This window comes from Pseudomonas ulcerans (assembly GCF_036324125.1).
Classification (GTDB): Bacteria; Pseudomonadota; Gammaproteobacteria; order Pseudomonadales; family Pseudomonadaceae; genus Aquipseudomonas; species Aquipseudomonas ulcerans.
The window spans coordinates 97,625-114,958 of sequence record NZ_JAZDQN010000007.1; the positions used below are offsets into that span (position 1 = coordinate 97,625).

11 protein-coding genes and 1 pseudogene are annotated in these 17,334 nt (G+C 50.5%); 9 read left to right on the forward strand and 3 right to left on the reverse strand.

The genetic code is table 11. The annotated features are described in order from the left end of the window. Positions 1-130: 130 nt before the first annotated feature. From V0R59_RS08855 to V0R59_RS08870, 4 genes are all read left to right on the forward strand, one after another. Positions 131-985 carry a TnsA endonuclease N-terminal domain-containing protein gene (locus V0R59_RS08855; RefSeq protein ID WP_330075113.1) on the forward strand — a complete coding sequence of 285 codons (855 nt, stop codon included), beginning with the start codon at positions 131-133 and terminating at the stop codon, positions 983-985. Then, positions 969-3,137, forward strand: coding sequence for a Mu transposase C-terminal domain-containing protein (locus V0R59_RS08860; RefSeq protein WP_330075033.1), 2,169 nt, complete (start codon positions 969-971; stop codon positions 3,135-3,137). The genes V0R59_RS08855 and V0R59_RS08860 overlap by 17 nt, the downstream gene beginning before the upstream one ends. Continuing rightward, on the forward strand, positions 3,130-4,701 hold the full coding sequence (locus V0R59_RS08865; protein ID WP_330075032.1) for an ATP-binding protein: 1,572 nt from the start codon (positions 3,130-3,132) through the stop codon (positions 4,699-4,701). The genes V0R59_RS08860 and V0R59_RS08865 overlap by 8 nt, the downstream gene beginning before the upstream one ends. 89 nt (positions 4,702-4,790) lie before the next feature. Beyond that, entirely contained in the window at positions 4,791-5,459 is a 669-nt protein-coding gene (locus V0R59_RS08870) for a hypothetical protein (RefSeq protein WP_330075031.1), read from the forward strand. On the opposite strand, the gene V0R59_RS08875 is transcribed toward V0R59_RS08870, so the two are convergent. Beyond that, positions 5,432-6,334: a hypothetical protein gene (locus tag V0R59_RS08875; RefSeq protein WP_330075030.1), complete on the reverse strand. Its 903-nt coding sequence runs from the start codon at positions 6,332-6,334 to the stop codon at positions 5,432-5,434. The genes V0R59_RS08870 and V0R59_RS08875 overlap by 28 nt on opposite strands. A gap of 74 nt (positions 6,335-6,408) precedes the next feature. On the opposite strand from V0R59_RS08875, the pseudogene V0R59_RS31865 reads away from it, so the two are divergent. Beyond that, positions 6,409-6,855: pseudogene (locus V0R59_RS31865) on the forward strand (TniQ family protein); the annotation flags it as partial. A 258-nt stretch (positions 6,856-7,113) separates the two neighbouring features. Continuing rightward, on the forward strand, positions 7,114-7,806 hold the full coding sequence (locus V0R59_RS08880) for a hypothetical protein (protein WP_330075029.1): 693 nt from the start codon (positions 7,114-7,116) through the stop codon (positions 7,804-7,806). 820 nt (positions 7,807-8,626) lie between these two features. Here the strand turns inward: V0R59_RS08880 and V0R59_RS08885 are convergent. Both V0R59_RS08885 and V0R59_RS08890 read right to left on the reverse strand, forming a co-directional pair. Further along, a complete protein-coding gene (locus tag V0R59_RS08885) occupies positions 8,627-9,301 on the reverse strand; it encodes a heavy metal response regulator transcription factor (protein WP_330075028.1) in 675 nt (224 codons plus the stop codon). A 484-nt stretch (positions 9,302-9,785) separates the two neighbouring features. Then, complete coding sequence (locus V0R59_RS08890) at positions 9,786-11,129, reverse strand: OprD family porin (RefSeq protein ID WP_330075027.1); 1,344 nt, start codon at positions 11,127-11,129, stop codon at positions 9,786-9,788. A 399-nt stretch (positions 11,130-11,528) separates the two neighbouring features. Between V0R59_RS08890 and V0R59_RS08895 the strand changes: the two genes are divergently transcribed. From V0R59_RS08895 to V0R59_RS08905, 3 genes are all read left to right on the forward strand, one after another. Continuing rightward, a complete protein-coding gene (locus tag V0R59_RS08895; RefSeq protein WP_330075026.1) occupies positions 11,529-12,800 on the forward strand; it encodes a TolC family protein in 1,272 nt (423 codons plus the stop codon). A gap of 68 nt (positions 12,801-12,868) precedes the next feature. Beyond that, the gene (locus V0R59_RS08900; protein WP_330075025.1) at positions 12,869-14,119 is read left to right on the forward strand and encodes an efflux RND transporter periplasmic adaptor subunit; all 1,251 of its coding nucleotides are present in this window, start codon (positions 12,869-12,871) and stop codon (positions 14,117-14,119) included. A 24-nt stretch (positions 14,120-14,143) separates the two neighbouring features. Further along, on the forward strand, positions 14,144-17,305 hold the full coding sequence (locus tag V0R59_RS08905; protein WP_330075024.1) for a CusA/CzcA family heavy metal efflux RND transporter: 3,162 nt from the start codon (positions 14,144-14,146) through the stop codon (positions 17,303-17,305). The last annotated feature ends 29 nt before the right edge of the window (positions 17,306-17,334 follow it).

Consider the following 17,334-nt stretch of genomic DNA (forward strand, 5'->3'; position numbering starts at 1 on the left):
CATGTGGTTTTTTAATAAAGTTTGAACATTCATAATAAAGTATGTACATTCATAATAAAGTATGTACGTAAAGGCGCGGCTCAGCTCGGACTCCCCGGTAAGCAGCCCACGCTGTGGATTGAGGTGAGTGATGGCGCGTCGCAGGTACGAGATCGATGAAGCAAAAACTCAAAAATTCCTCAAAGAAGGGAGAGGGCAAGGCGAGGGCGCTCATTATCTTCCATGGCTGACTATCCAAGACGTTCCTAGCTCAGGCCGATCGACACGAGCCTTTGGTGGCACCACTGGTCGAACTCACCACCTTCTTTCTGACCTTGAAACTGGGCTTTTCCTAATCCTGGATCGCTCGTCGCTCGTGGTTGACATACGAGAACAGTTCCCCCTTCCCCGTGAGGAGACGCGACAAATTGCTGCCAGCATGGGGATCAAGCATCCTCGTGAGCCCAAAGCAGGCAACGATATTGTCATGACCACCGATTTCCTCATCACGATGCGAGAAGGATCCGAAACATGGGTTGTGGCGAGATCTGTAAAGCCCGCCGGAGAGCTTGAAAAAAAACGGGTACTTGAAAAACAAGAAATCGAGCGACGGTACTGGAGTTCTCAGTCCGTGAATTTTGGTATCGTGACTGAAAACGAAATACCAAAAGAACTTGTCAAAAATTTGAGATTTCTCAGTGAGATGAGATCACTGGATGGACTGATTGTGCCCTATGAAGAGTATTGGTCAGATCGTCAGTCGGTATTTATAAACCAATTCCGGAATGTCGCTAGCTGTACTTTGAAAGAGTTTTTTACTCATCTCGAAATTTCGCAGGGGTTTCAGGTGGGAGAGGCATTAACAGTCTTTCGTCATTTGGCTGCCAGAAAAATTATTTCGTTTGATCTGAGTAAAGAGTGGCATGTACATCTGCCAGTTGAGCATTTTGTTATTGAAAAATATGAATATGCTGCTGAGGTGAAACCAAATGTTATTGGTCAATGATGTCTTGGAGTACGTAGGTGCGGGTGCGCATCAGATTCGAGTACTTTGGATTTCAAACAAAGGCGATAATGCTGTAACTTTCGAAATTGGTAACCCCAAGGCACTTCCTGTTTTAGTTAAGTTGGAAGTGCTCTTGGAAGAAGTTGGCGAAGGTAAGCTCAAAATTATTCCTGATCCGTACCTGAGCGCGGCTAGTCCTAACAGTGCGAGTGATAAGGCGAAGTCCAAACGAGACCATAATTGGTCGCTCATAAAAGACGTTGTCAACGATGTACCAGCAGTTTTTGTCAAAACGAAACGTCATAAGTTGGTGAGCGAAGCTGCTGAGAAGAATTCGTTGTCACATGTCGGTTTCTATCGGCTGATGAGAAGATATTGGCAGAGGGGGCAGACCATAAACGCGTTGTTACCTGACTATAGACATTCGGGTGGCAAAGGCAAGCAGCGCTTCGCGAGTCCCTCATCAGTGAAACGTGGACGTCCAGTGAAGTTTGGTTCTCTTCCTGGCATGAACATAGACGAAAACTTGAAGGAAATATTTAGGATAGCTGTCCAGAGAAAATATGCGCGGATAAACGGGAGATTTAGTATCTCCGCAGCGTACGACGATATGATCAAGGAGTTTTTCTCTGATGTCATCGTAGATGAGAACGATGAGGAAATTGTATCGCTTCAAAGGCAGTACCAAGAGAGTGGTCCGCCCACTTATACCCAGTTTTATTATTGGATGACCCAAGAAGTTGATGTTTTAAATATTCGGCGAAAACGGGTTGGCGATAAAGCGTACAGCAAGGATATGCGTGGGTTGCCGGGTACTTCTGCTGCGGAGGTTTGGGGGCCAGGCGCGCGGTATCAAATCGATGCGACACTGGCGGACGTCTACATAGTTTCCGCGCTTGATCGTAGGAAAGTAGTTGGTCGTCCTGTGATATACGTCGTAGTTGATGTTTTCAGCCGTATGGTGGTGGGATTATACGTTGGTATTGAGGGGCCGTCATGGGTCACAGCGATGATGGCCTTAGCCAATGCAGCAACGGATAAGGTGGAGTATTGTGCGAAGTATGATATCCCTATTGAAGAAGCTGACTGGCCATGTAAGGCTCTGCCTGCGGTCTTACTGGGAGATCGGGGTGAGATTGCAAGTCATAATATTGAGACGCTTGAGAAGAGTTTTAATGTCTTTGTCGAAAACGCAGCTCCGTATCGAGCTGATTGGAAAGGCATTGTAGAAAGACAATTTAATACTATTCCATTAAGTTTCAAGCCTTATGCACCAGGTTACGTGCAGCCACAGCCTAGACAACGAGGCGAAAGGGATCATCGCTTAGATGCGAAGCTAAATCTGCATGAGTTCACACAAATTGTCATCACTTCCGTGCTGGCGTATAACAATAATCATGAGATCAAAGGATATGATCGATCTGCCGGGTTGGTCCGAGATGGGGTTCTTGCCATCCCTATTGATATGTGGGAGTGGGGGTGCCAAAACGCAAGTGGGGTGATGAGATCCTATCCTGCGGAAGCTGTTCAATTTGCCCTGATGCCCACAGCTCAAGCAACGGTGACGGTACATGGTATCAAAATATTTGACCTGTACTATGTTTCGCGGGAAGTTTTGGCAGATAAATGGCTAGACCGCGCTCGTCAAAGTGGTGAGTGGAAAGTAACCATATCGTACGATCCTAGGTCTGCGGATACTATTTACCTTCATTATCCAAAAGCAGTAGGTGGGTTTGTTGTCTGCTCATTGAGCGAGCGCAGTCGTGCCTACAAATCAGGCTCATTCTGGGAGTCTGGACAGTCGTTCGAAGATTTGAAAATAGCATCAGCAAATAATCGCGTAAAGCGCGCAGATGCTAAGTCTACGCGAAGCAAGCGAATTCAGGATATTGTTAAGAAGGCCACGGATCAAACAGAGGCTGCCGCCGCTTCTGCGGGAGATATAAGTGACGGTAAAATTTTAAAATCCATCGTGAAGAATCGCGCCGAGGAGAGGCGTAATAATCGCCTGTCAGAGTCATTTAAGTTGGGTGAGAAGAATATATTAGATACAGGAAAGGTTTTGGATTTCCCTAAGTCTAATAAGGCTGATTATTCATCCCCAAATATTTCTGAGTTGATTTCGGGATTTGAGGACGACAGCGATGAATGACGATGGTTTTTATACGATCCCGGAATATGATTGCAATCCCTTTATCGATAATTTGCCTCGGCTAAAAACTAGAAAGGCGATCTTTAAGGCGCTGCAGTTCAAGCCGGAGTACTCTGAAAGCGAGTGCGGCTATCCTTCGCACTATCGAAAACATTTCGTTTTACGATTGACGCGGTTCTTCGAACCTGTAAGCCGTCATGTCGAGTTGGCTGAGCGACTGGACTACATTTTGCGTCAAGGCTATGTAGGCCGAAATCCGCTGACTCATGATTATATTAGGCACCTTCAGAACGATTTTAAACGAACAATTCAGAAAAATGTTTACGCCGAAAATGTTTTGCGGGTTGAGAATACTGCTACAAGTTTTTCAATTATCGGGTGTTCAGGCGTCGGTAAGTCTAAAGCTATCGAAAAGATTCTACATCAATATCCTCAAACAATTACCCACTCGGAGCCATTTCGCCTCATCCAGGTGCCGTGGCTAAAGTTAGACTGTCCCCATCAGGGATCGCCGAGACAGCTCTGTAAAAATTTCTTTGTCTCTATTGATAAAATACTTGGAACTGAGTATGACAGGCTGTATGGAAAAACGAAGTCTAGTCTGGATGAGATGATGGTTCACATGGCCCAAGTCGCAAATCTGCACGCGTTGGGTCTGCTCGTTATAGATGAAATTCAACACCTTCGTAAATCAAAGAAGTCTGTTGATCTCTCTGGATCTGACCAGCTACTTAACTTTCTCGTTACGCTTGTGAATACGATAGGTGTGCCGGTGGTTTTGATTGGCACGCTCAGTGCAAAATCGATACTTCAAAAGGATTTTCGTCAAGCTAGGCGCGGTGCAGGCTTCGGTTCTGCTCAATGGGATCGTTACGCCTACGACGTCGAATGGAAGCACATCGTCCAACGCCTGTGGAAGTATCAGTGGACTACAAGCCACTCACCCCTAACGCCCGAGATTGAAAGAGTTCTGTATGACGAGTCGCAGGGGATCTTGGATGTATTGGTTAAGCTTGTGATTTTGTGTCAGCTTAAAGTGATAAGCATTAACGAGGCGCGTGGACAAGGTGAAGAAATAAATCCTGAGCTAATCAGGCGCGTCGCGTCCGACGAGTTTAAGTTGATACAGCCTATGATTGATGCTCTTAGGCGCAATGACCATAAGGCTATTTTTCAATATGATGATCTTTTTGATTTTGAGGAGCATATATCGGGTCGATACTCTCAGGTTGAAATGACCTCCAGAGCGAGCGAGTCTGCGGATGCCCCTCCGCCAGAGACCGATAAACTTGTAGTATTGATGAGGATGGGGATACCTGAAGAAGAAGCTAGGGGGATATTGAGAAATTTAGAAAAATCATCGACGCCTATCATGCCGGTTGACATGGTTGTTGACGAGTTTGGTTCGGGTATATCAAAGGTGCAGAAGGAGGAAAACCAAGTTCCAGGAGATTTACGTAACGCAAAACAATTAGTTTGTGAATCGCAGCCTTCGGTATACCACGTTCTCAAAGATCAGGGCATGATTTCTTGTCCATTAAAAGATTTCAAGGTTGGCACATAATGCATCGGAGGTGGGAGGAGGTACTGTTATCTGGTTACAGCTACGAAATATATTGGTTGATTGGTGTGGTCCGGGGGACGACAGGATGGATGGTAAAGTTCCTTATCAGAAAGGCGAGGACTAAAATTTATGAGGAAGTCATTGCTCCAATCAATAGATACCCTGGAATAGTAATAGGTGCTCTATACAAAGACGGCCAACGTTTGAGTGTTAGCAGGGGCGGGCTGAGTACAGTTGAGATATCTGACGCATCAGACTTTTACCGTGTTCCAATTAATGCAGTGCCAGCAGAACTTTATCCGATGCCTGCTCAGTATTCGCAGGATCTTATCACCTACACCGTAGGCGGCCAGTTATATCTAATCCCAGAGTCGGAATTGATTCGTGGGTTCTTTGAGCTTGATGTGTATCTTTCTGACATTGTCATGTCTCCCGGTGGGCTTTGTCTGCTAATATCTCCGCTATTAGAAACTAGAGATGATCGATATTATGCAGGTTTTTCTAAGTTGATTTCTCAGGCGCACCGGAAACTCATGAGGCTTGAACACTATGTTTGGTTGAGTTTTAATCCTGAAATTCGTAGGGCGTGGGATAGCATTGGGGAGTTTTCCACCTGTGAGAAAATATCGTTCAAGCCTCCGCCGGTAAAGTTGTCATTGACCATTGCTTCTATACAGCGTGGGAGCGTCCATTTTGTTACCGAAATCGTGCAATCCAATTCGGTTAACTCCTATTCAGGACTGCTCTGCATGACTTGAGGTTCTCGAATGAAATAATCGTTAACGATTCTCAACGATATCTTATCGCTGCCCCTTGAGTAATCATAGCTCCAACTTTCAATTATGTCGTGCTCATACAGTTGCTCCAGAGCTTCTCTTATGCGTCTGTTGTTGTCTGGATTCCTTTCTGAAAGTCTAAGTGGGCTGGCGTTAATTAATTTTGTAGAGGAAAGTAATGTGCTTTGGTTTGTAATCTCATTTTGGAATCTGACTATAAACTTGTATATGTGTCTTGCTAGGGATCCCATTTTTGTGACTTTCGAATAATCTAAACGCTCTGTTTCTCCGGAAAGAATGCGTGTGGAAGTAAACTTGCTAAATTTTATACTGGATTTTACATCTCGAGAGTCTTTTGTTGAGTCTCTGAGGGATAGATGAGTGAAGGGTTTGTAAATGCAGTTTTCGTATCGCTGTCCTTGAAAAGTTCCGCTAAAACTAAGGCTCGTTTCGAATAGCACATTAAGTGCGCTGCGTAGCTCTGGAACCGAGGGCGTTTTCTGGACTGAGATAAGCTCATTTCTTAGTTCGTAGATACTGAAGTAAACTGAAATAAATCCGTTGTCGTTGTAGCAGCGCTTGGATGCTAGATTAATTAGAGCGTCTTCGACATTCTCTTCCCTAATTCCGGGATACTGAAAGACTGTTTTCGCGCCATTTTGCGTAGCATAGCCGTGGTAAGTGATTTCACCAGATAATTCTGAGTCACTCGACTTAATGCTAAAGCTAGGGGTGCTTCCAAACTTACCTTTGGATGCAAAAAATCGTGGTACTTTGAATAGGCAGCTGTTCCATAGTTCGTCATGTGTGTCTTGCTCTTCCATAGAGAATAGTTCAAATAATTTATGCCTGTACATGCTTTCGCTCTTGACGGACTGGTCTATAATTTGATGGTTGCGGAGGGACTGTGATGTATGCATATTTCCCTGAGATGTATCCAGACGAGTCATTATACAGCGTTCTCGCGCGTTTGCGGACCCATTTGGGCGGTATGTCATCAATGCAATTTCAACGATGGCTATACGAAGATCGCCTCCACCCAGCAGACTTTGAGCTGATTGGCGGTGTTAACGTTATAGCTCATAATGTCTACGAAACATCAACGCTAATGCTTGATGCGCTTATCGATGAACATACTGGCTTGAACTATTATCTGAAATATCAGGAGCCTCAACTGGCAGAGTCCTGCCGGCGTATGTATGCCGGTGGTGAGGTGAGAGGTTTGCTAATTTGGACTGGGTCTGCTGACTCAAATATAAATAGGATAAAGAAAATCCGTTATTGTTCGGAGTGTTTGGAGGTAATGCGTACATCTTACGGAGAGCTTTACTGGCGACGAGCACATAATTTGCGCGGATGCCTAGTATGCCCTGATCATGGATGCCCCCTCTATTTGAGCTCAGCCGATCTGAACAGAGGTGGGCGGTTCGACTTTATATCGGCAGACATGGCGATATGTTCAGAGCGTGATCAGCTGGCGGCCAAAATGCCGCCGGAGGTTCTCCCGTTGGCACAACAGCTGGCCAAGACTTCCGAAGGTTTTCTTACAGCGTTCGACCCTCATCACAGTCCTGGCGGTTGGGCTACGGATTATATGAGTGAAATGCGGGCGCTAGGCCTGATGAGAGGTACCACCATGATCAACGAAAAAAAGCTGGCGATTATGGTGAATGAGGTCTACGGCCGAATTTATCCCTACTTGCAGGATTGCTTCACCGAGCGCAGAGGTAGTTTTTTCCCTATTTTCCGCATGCTCCAGAGCCCGAAGTCAGGCTTTCATCCTCTTGATCATACTTTGATGCAGGTCTTCCTATCTCGTGCTGGAAGCCCTTGCTCACATGAAATATCACGAGTCATCAATCTTCATGACCCTGAGCATGGTGTTATAGATGCCGGCTACCTTAGGCCCCGCTTTGACGATCTTGAGGACTGGGACTCGATTGATCGAGTGCTGAGTGCGGCAGTGCTTGTGATAGCGGATTGCATCGACGCGGAGCGGCCGCCCGTTAGAGTTTCTCGTGCCGAAATTGAGCGTCGGTTGCCGGTAGGGGGCAGGATAGGAAAGCGCCTAGAGCATTTACCCAGAACAGCTGAAGTTCTTCAACGATACGTGGAAACGACCCAGGCGTTCCAAGCTCGGAAGGTTCGTTGGCATATCAGCCAGTTTGTTCGCCTTGGAAAACCCATTACTGCCCCCGCGATCTTAAAAGCCACACACATACGTTTCGTCCATCGCTCCTGGATAGAGCAGTTGATTGTTGAGTTCACGGATTCCTGTACTTCTGAAGTGGTCGCTGGTTTAGAGCTCACCAAACGGGGAGTACCTTGAACGTACATGCTCTGATAACGGGCACTTATATTGCAGATTATGGCTGGCCCTTATGCTTCAGAAATCGAAAAACCACTCAAGAGCCTCCCTCTTCGCCAGGCCAGCATGCTTCACATACGGATCGAAGTGCGCATCCGGCAGCGTGCCCAATCGCTTGGGCTTCGAATGCCTCCAAGGCACGGTCTGTTGGCGTGAAGGTATCTTTCTCTGCCACCAGCATCAGTCAGCAAGGGCGCAGAGCGTAGGGCGGACACGCTCGATCAGCAGGCTGGGCTCGAACTCGCTGGCCTTTTAGCAGGATCCCAACGTCACCCGATTCTCCCAGCCTTCCGCCAGTGTCCAGGCCGCGCTGAAAAACGCCTCGGCTCCATTGCTGGAGCACATCTCCGATTCGAAGTCCTGGGCGATTATCCGACGATAGAGTGGACGTTCTGGTATCAGCTGATCGTCGGTACTGGCGACACCACGCAGCGCACTCTGCGATCCAGAGCACCTGTCACTTCTCAGATGGTCCGACCCCATATTTGCCCAAAATGATTACTTTTGGCAGCCACACTGTGGTCGTGAGCGGGACTACCTCAATACCGGTTGACGGTGAACCAGGTTAGGGCTTCGCCTAATTGTAAGCTATAAGGGCACATTACAGCGATTTGGACATCCAGTACATGGGCTCAAGAGTAGTTATTGACTGACAATTGGCCCTATGGTTCAAGCGCTGCCTTCCTAGGACTACGCTCGAGCTTAGAAGGCAGCTTACGCCTTTCAGAATGTCTATCTTATAATGCTATGAGTAAGGGTTTTCATGGTTTTATTGGGCTTTTCACCGTTTTTCTAATACGTAACCGACTCCTCTTAATGTATGTATTAGTTTGCTTTCGAACGGGTCATCTATCTTTGCTCGAAGCCGGCGAATTGATACTTCTACTACGTTTGTATCGCAGTCGAAGTTCATATCCCATACTTGAGAGATTATCTGTGTGCGGCTCAATACTACACCGGAGTTACGCATTAAATAGTGTAATAGTGCAAATTCTTTTGTCGTCAAATCAATTCGCTGTCCATCTCTAAAGGCTCTATGCCGGCTCTGATCAAGCTCCAAGTCAGCCACGCAAATTATTTCTACAGATGCAGGATGGTCGGATCTGCGCATCAAGGCGCGAACCCGGGCCAACAGTTCTGGAAACTCAAATGGCTTTATTAGGTAGTCATCTGCTCCGTTTTCAAGTCCCCGTACTTTATCTACCAAACGGCTTCTCGCTGTAAGCATCATGATGCGGGAAGGGCAGTTTTTGCGCCGTAACATCTCAAGGACCTGCCACCCATCCATTTCTGGAAGGTTTATATCGAGAATGATCAACTCGTAGTCGTGTTGCTTGGCTAAGAATAATCCATCTGACCCCGTGTGGACACAATCAACGACATAGCCGCATTCAGTCAGGCCTTGACGCACATATTCCGCAGTTTTTACTTCATCCTCAATTACCAGAATTCGCATGGATTTTTGTCTCGATATCGCTGAGCAATTAACCGCGCACGCGCGCCGGAATATTTACGGAATGGTAAAGCAAATTAAGCGCGCCGGGGTCTAAATGACGAATTTGTAATTTCTAGGTAATATGATTGATAGCCTTGCGGTATATCTTGTGGCGGTTTGGATTTGTAGATACGAGCCCTGTCTCCAGTAGGCGGTTTAACATTATGAAATATTGGATTGTTTTCTTCTTTGTATTGGCATCGTTCCGTTCAGATGACGGTGAGGTCGCCCACATTGTGGAGACAGGTCACTGGTGTAGTCATGAGCTTCATCGAGATGCGATGAATACAATTGAGCGGTTTTTTGAGTTCTAGAAAAAAGGCGCCCCAAAGGGCGCCAAATATCCACCTTTTACCAAAGGAGCTCTTAAGCCACTCAAGGTGAATTTGTAATGCTCGTTTTTCTAATCGGGCTAGTTGATGAGTAAACTAGCCCGATTAGCTAATTACAGAATCGAAAGGGGGTACTCAATGATCACGCGAGTTTCATCCAGATCCGATTCGAAGGCAGTGGCACGCGTAGTTGCCTGGCGCAACCGGAAGGACAGATCTTTTGCTGGCCCGGTTTGTAAAACATACTTGACCTCAACGTCACGCTCCCAACGTTTCTGATTGGTGAGCGGATTGCCGTTGTCGTCAGTACGCATGTAGAACTGGTTAGCGTTCGAGTAATCTGCGCCCGAGCCTCTGGCGTAGCGGGTCATGAACGTCAGACCTGGAATGCCGTAGTTAGTGAAGTTCAAGTCATAGCGCAGCATCCAGGAGCGTTCTTTCGGCGAGTTGAAGTCGCTGTACTGGATGGAGTTGTCCACGAAGATCGAGTCCGACTGACGCAGATAGTCGAAGTCATTGTCGCCGTTGTTGCGCTGGTGTGACAGTGCCAGAGTGTGTGCACCGTAGCGTACACCGACCTTAGCACTCCAGATGTTGTTGTCGAATTCGCCCAGGCGTCGCTTTCCTTCATCCACGGCTTTGTAGTAGTTGAAGCCACCGATCAGCGCCAAGTCGTTGCTCAGTGGGTAGGCGAAACTGGTGCCGGCGTAGTACTGGTTCCAGACATCTTTCAACTGGCTGCCATACACGCTCACAGTCCAGTTGTCGTTAATCGAATAATCACCGCCGCCGTAACCGATCCAAGGCGAATTCACTGGACCGCCATAGAAGGTAACGAAGTTGTCGTTAAGGTTGCTAGAGACCGGTTGACTCATCGCATGGAGTCGGCCGCCCTGTAGGGTAAGGCCTTTTATGCTGGTATTCTCAACAGTTACGCCGCGGAAACTTTCTGGCAGTAGACGCGAGTCACCCGATGCAACCACAGGAGTCGATGGGAAGACATCACCCACTTTCACGACTGTATCGAACAAGCGGACTTTAGCTGCTCCGCCGACCTTGGTATATTCGTCGCGAGCTTCGCCCTTGTTATCAACGGGCAACACATCAAATGAGCTACGACCACCGTTGCGCCCATCGCCGGTGTCGAGTTTGAGACCGATCATGGCAAAGGCATCAACGCCGAAACCGACGGTTCCCTGAGTAAAACCAGAGTTAAATTTGCTTATGATCGCGTGCGCCCAGGCTTCGGAGTAGCCATTGGTATTGCCCTTGCCACTGTTGTAAGTGGGCGCCGAGCCGTCACGGTTATCGCGGTTGAAGTAGAAGTTACGATTTAACACTGTAAGGCTGCTGCCTTCAATAAAACCTTCCGGCTTGTCCTCAGCTTGTGCCGTAATGGCATAGCTTGCTGATAGCGCCGAAACCGCTGCCAAGTACAGTGGTAATTTTTTTTTCATCAGATGCTCCTTTGATTCATGGCAGTTTTTATTATGGTTGCCGCGGGTGTCGTTATATTTCTCTTACCCGGAGGCGCGCCTAGCGTAGCGCCGACATCATATTTGCAGGCCGAAGATAACGAGATGGTGATAGGGTAATTACAATTTCGTCATCTTATTGTTATTTTCCCCCCTCGTACCGCGTGGTTGCCATCTCCATTGCTTGTAAAAAACTGTCGACAAGCTGAATTTCTCTGTGTTTATGGGGGCTGCAGAGTTTTATTACGGAATTGTAATTTTCTCGCCACCCCTCTGATAGCTACCGCTCATTAGAGTGCCACCACCTAATCAAGTGGGGCTTGGCAGCTGTTTCGGTGTTCTCGCCAAGCTTTATCGAAGTTTGTGCACGAGGACCCTAAAGTGCCCCGGTATAACCGCAATGTCTTATCCAAGACCTTCATCTCACCCTGGAGGATTGCCGCGCTCTGTGCCGCCATCTCCGGATTTATGGCGCCTGCAGCCTTTGCCCAAAGTATCAGCTTGCCCCAGGCGCTTTCGACGGCTATGGAATCCAACCCTGATCTGGCCGCAGCCCGGCAAGAGATTGGGATCGCAGATGGCGCTCGCAGGCAGGCCGGGCTTATCCCAAACCCCACAATTTCGTACGAAGTGGAAGACACCCGGCGCAACACCAGCACGACAACCGTTTCGCTCAGCCAGACCCTGGAGCTGGGCGGTAAGCGCGGTGCTCGTGTTGACGTCGCCACCTACGGACAGACCGTCGCACAACTGGAGTTGGACCGTCGTGTGAATGGTCTGCGAGCAGAAGTTGTGCAGGCCTTCTACGCAGCCTTGCGAGCACAGACTGGCCTGGACCTGGCCAAGCAATCTCTAGAACTGACTGAACGCGGCCTTCGCATTGTTGATGGCCGTGTTCGAGCAGGTAAATCGTCCCCTGTGGAGGCTACTCGCGCCCAAGTGCAACTGGCCGAAGCCAAGCTGCAAGCTCGACGCGCTGAAACGGAAAAAACAACCGCTTATCAACAGCTCGCTCAAATTACAGGGAGCTCAGTTACCGTCTTTGATCGCCTCGAATCGCCAACCCTTTCTCCGGGTTTGCCGCCTCGTGCAGACGATCTGCTGGCAAAGCTCGACCAGACAGCGGAAATGCGGCAGGCCGTGGTGCAGATTGATAAAAGCGACGCCTCGCTTGGTTCAGAGAGAGCTCAGCGCATCCCGGACCTCACTGTTAGCGTGGGGAGCCAGTACGACCGTTCTGTACGCGAGCGCGTCAACACTGTGGGGCTGTCCATGCCTTTACCGCTGTTCGATCGTAACCAAGGCAACATTCTCTCGGCTTCTCGACGCGCGGATCAAGCCCGAGACCAGCGTAATGCTGTAGAGCTGCGCCTGCGCACCGAAACCCAAACCGCCTTGAATCAGTGGTCTACCTCGATGCAGGAGGTCGAGTCCTACGACAAGACCATTCTGCCGTCAGCCCAGCAAGCCGTGGACACAGCAACCCGCGGGTTCGAGATGGGAAAATTCGGCTTCATCGAAGTGCTGGATGCTCAACGCACCTTGATCGTTGCTCGTGGCCAATACCTTGAGTCGTTGGCAGCGGCGACCAATGCGCGCGCGCAGGTGGAAAGGGTTTATGGCGAAGTCGGCTCAACTGCCGGCACACGCTGAACAAGCCAAACATTTTCTTCGGCACTCAGTCCTGAACAAGCCGGTGCCTTCGATCAGCAGGAGTAGCAATGGATAACAAACGCAAGATCGCCCTCGCGGTAGCCGCAGTGGCAGCCCTCGGGTTTGGCAGCCTTGCCTGGAACAATAGTTCCGGGTTGCAGGCTGCCAGTACCGCCGAGCACGGCGCTAACGACGGCCATGGTGATGAAAAGAAATCCGCATCAGCGACCAAAGAAGAGGGAGAGGAGGGCCATGGTGAAGAAGGTCACAGCGAAGAGGGCGGCGAAGAGGAGGGCAAGTTGACGCTCAGTGCTGAGCAGATCAAGGCAGCAGGTATTGTCCTGGAAGCTGCAGCGCCCCGTGACCTGGGGACAGTCGTGAGCTTCCCGGGTGAGATTCGCTTTGACGAAGACCGTACTGCACACGTCGTTCCTCGTGTCCCCGGTGTTGTTGAGACTGTTCAGGCTAACCTGGGCGAGACGGTCAAGAAAGGTCAAATCCTCGCTGTAATCGCAAGCCAACAGATCTCTGATTTGCGTAGCGAACAGCAGGCCGCACAACGCCGAGTAGAGTTGGCACGAGTGACCTTCGAGCGTGAAAAGCAGCTATGGCAGGACAAGATTTCCGCTGAGCAGGACTACCTTCAGGCACGTCAGGCGCTGCAGGAAGCTGATATCTCCCTTGCCAACGCAAAGCAGAAGGTTGGAGCGATCGGCGCCTCGGTTAACTCTGTCGGCGGCAACCGATACGAGCTTCGGGCTCCCTTCGACGCCGTGGTAGTGGAGAAGCATCTCACCGTAGGTGAAGTCGTCAGCGAGGCAACTAACGCTTTCATCCTTTCTGACTTGAACCAAGTCTGGGCTACCTTCGCCGTCCCACCTACCGATCTGGGCAAGGTCGTGACCGGCCGTGCGGTGAAAGTCTCTTCACCAGACATGAATGTAGAGGTCGAAGGCAAGGTGGGTTATGTCGGCAGCCTTCTGGGCGAGCAAAACCGTGCTGCGACAGTCCGCGTCACCTTGACCAACCCCAATGGTGCCTGGCGTCCGGGCCTATTTGTGAACATCGCCGTCACTTCCCAGACCGATCGTGTAGCTGTGACTGTGCCCGAAGGCGCCGTGCAGACCGTGGAAGACAAGCCATCGGTATTCGTACGCACTCCAGAAGGTTTTGACACGCGTCCAGTAAAAACGGGCCGCCGCGACAATGGGTACGTGGAAATCACAGACGGTATTGAGGCCGGCGCCCAGGTAGCAACCAGTGGCAGCTTCACACTCAAGTCCGAGCTCGGCAAAGCATCTGCCGAGCATGGTCACTGATGCGAACTGACAGGATGATTTCTCATGTTTGAACGTATCATCAGATTCGCCATTGAGCAGCGCATCGTAGTAATGATCGCTGTTCTGATCATGGCGGGTATCGGTATCTACAGCTATCAAAAGCTGCCCATTGATGCGGTACCCGATATCACCAACGTCCAGGTACAGATCAACACTGCGGCCCCTGGCTATTCTCCGTTGGAAACCGAACAGCGAATTACTTTTCCAGTTGAAACGGCCATGGCCGGTCTCCCGGGTCTTCAGCAGACCCGTTCCCTGTCTCGCTCTGGCCTGTCTCAGGTCACCGTGATCTTCAAGGATGGCACTGACATCTTCTTTGCCCGCCAGTTGATCAACGAGCGCCTACAGGTTGCGAAAGAGCAATTGCCAGAAGGGGTGGAGGCCGTAATGGGACCGGTATCCACCGGTCTCGGCGAGATCTTCTTGTGGACCGTTGAGGCCGAAGATGGCGCGGTCAAAGAGGACGGTACCCCGTACACCCCGACAGATCTGCGCGTGATCCAGGACTGGATCATTAAGCCGCAGCTGCGCAACGTCCCGGGCGTGGCTGAGATCAACACCATCGGCGGCTATGCCAAGCAGTTCCTGGTTGCGCCGGATCCGAAGCGCCTAGCTACCTACAAGCTGACCCTCAATGACTTGGTCGCAGCGCTAGAAAGCAACAACGCCAACGTCGGAGCTGGTTACATCGAGCGTAATGGGGAGCAGTTGCTCATCCGTGCGCCGGGTCAGGTAGGTAGCATCGAAGACATCGCGAACATCGTCATCACAAGCGTGGATGGTGCTCCGATTCGCATCAGCAACGTCGCGGATGTCAGCATCGGTAAAGAACTGCGTACAGGTGCTGCTACTGAGAACGGCCGCGAAGTCGTGCTCGGTACCGTCTTCATGTTGATTGGTGAAAACAGCCGTACAGTGTCTCAAGCTGTCGCCGCCAAACTGGCGGATATCAACCGTACCCTGCCAAAGGGCGTGGTGGCTGTGACCGTTTATGACCGTACCAACTTGGTTGAAAAAGCGATCGCGACGGTGAAGAAGAACTTGGTGGAAGGCGCGATCCTGGTAATCGCTATTCTGTTCCTGTTCCTCGGCAATATCCGTGCTGCACTGATCACCGCGATGGTGATCCCGCTGTCCATGCTGTTCACCTTCACTGGCATGTTCAACAACAAGGTCAGTGCCAACTTAATGAGTTTAGGGGCACTCGATTTCGGCATCATCGTCGACGGTGCGGTGGTTATCGTCGAAAACGCGATCCGCCGCTTGGCTCATGCGCAGCACAAGCATGGCCGTATGCTTACCAAAGCCGAACGCTTCCATGAAGTCTTTGCTGCCGCGCGTGAAGCTCGCCGCCCGCTGATCTTCGGTCAATTGATCATCATGGTGGTGTACCTGCCGATCTTCGCCCTCACCGGCGTGGAAGGGAAAATGTTCCATCCCATGGCCTTCACCGTTGTGATGGCGCTGCTGGGTGCAATGATCCTGTCGGTCACCTTTGTTCCTGCGGCGATTGCCATGTTCGTTACTGGCAAGGTCAAGGAAGAGGAAGGCATCGTTATGCGCACAGCTCGACTGCGTTATGAGCCAGTGCTGCAGTGGGTGCTTGGGCACCGGAACATCGCCTTCTCGGCTGCAGTTACCTTGGTCGTGCTCAGCGGTGTCTTGGCGAGCCGAATGGGTAGCGAATTCATCCCGAGCCTCAGCGAGGGTGACTTTGCGATGCAGGCCATGCGCGTGCCAGGAACGAGCCTCACTCAGTCCGTCGAAATGCAACAACGGCTGGAGAAAGCAGTGATTGCGCAGGTCCCAGAGGTAGAGCGGATGTTCGCTCGCTCGGGTACTGCAGAAATTGCATCTGACCCAATGCCGCCTAACGCTTCCGACGCCTACATCATGCTCAAGCCGCAGGATCAGTGGCCAAACCCTAAGAAGCCGCGTGATGAGCTGATTGCTGAGGTGCAGAAAGCCGCTGCCGGTATTCCAGGGAGTAACTATGAGTTGTCTCAGCCCATCCAACTGCGTTTCAACGAATTGATCTCGGGTGTGCGTAGCGACGTCGCGGTGAAGGTCTTCGGCGATGACATGGACGTGCTGAACAATACCGCCAACAAGATTGCGGCAGCACTCAAAGCGGTACCGGGTTCGTCGGAAGTGAAAGTTGAGCAGACATCCGGCCTGCCGGTGCTGACTATCAACATCGATCGTGAGAAAGCTGCACGATACGGTCTCAATATCGCGGATGTTCAGAACTCGATCGCTATCGCGGTGGGTGGCCGCCAGGCCGGCACGCTGTATGAGGGCGACCGTCGGTTCGACATGGTAGTACGTCTGCCTGAGACTGTTCGCACCGACGTAGCAGGTATGTCCAGCTTGCTAATCCCGGTACCTGCCAATGCGGCTCAGGGCGCCAATCAGATCGGCTTCATCCCGCTTTCGCAGGTCGCTAACCTGGACCTGCAGTTGGGCCCGAACCAAATCAGCCGTGAGAATGGCAAGCGTCTAGTAATCGTCAGTGCCAACGTTCGAGGTCGTGACCTGGGCTCCTTTGTTGAGGAGGCGACTGCCTCTCTGGATAAGAAAGTGCAGATCCCAGCGGGCTACTGGACCACTTGGGGTGGCCAGTTCGAACAGTTGCAATCGGCAGCAAAACGCCTGCAGATCGTTGTTCCAGTCGCCTTGTTGCTGGTCATGACCTTGTTGTTCTTGATGTTCAACAACCTGAAGGACGGCATGCTTGTCTTCACCGGTATTCCATTCGCACTCACCGGCGGTGTTGTGGCGCTGTGGCTGCGGGATATCCCGCTCTCGATATCGGCAGGTGTCGGTTTCATTGCGTTGTCTGGCGTCGCAGTACTGAACGGCTTGGTAATGATTGCCTTCATCCGCGGACTACGAGAGGAGGGGCGAACGCTAAGACAGGCGGTCGATGAAGGCGCATTGACCCGTCTGCGACCTGTTCTGATGACCGCACTGGTGGCGTCCCTGGGCTTCATCCCGATGGCCTTGGCTACAGGTACCGGTGCTGAGGTTCAGCGGCCTCTGGCGACTGTGGTGATTGGCGGGATCTTGTCTTCCACCGCACTAACCTTGCTGGTACTGCCTGCTCTGTATCACTGGGCGCATCGCAAGGATGAAGACGGCGAGGAGGCCGAAGTAGTTAGCTGATAGCCGCCAGCCCACAACACATGTTGTGG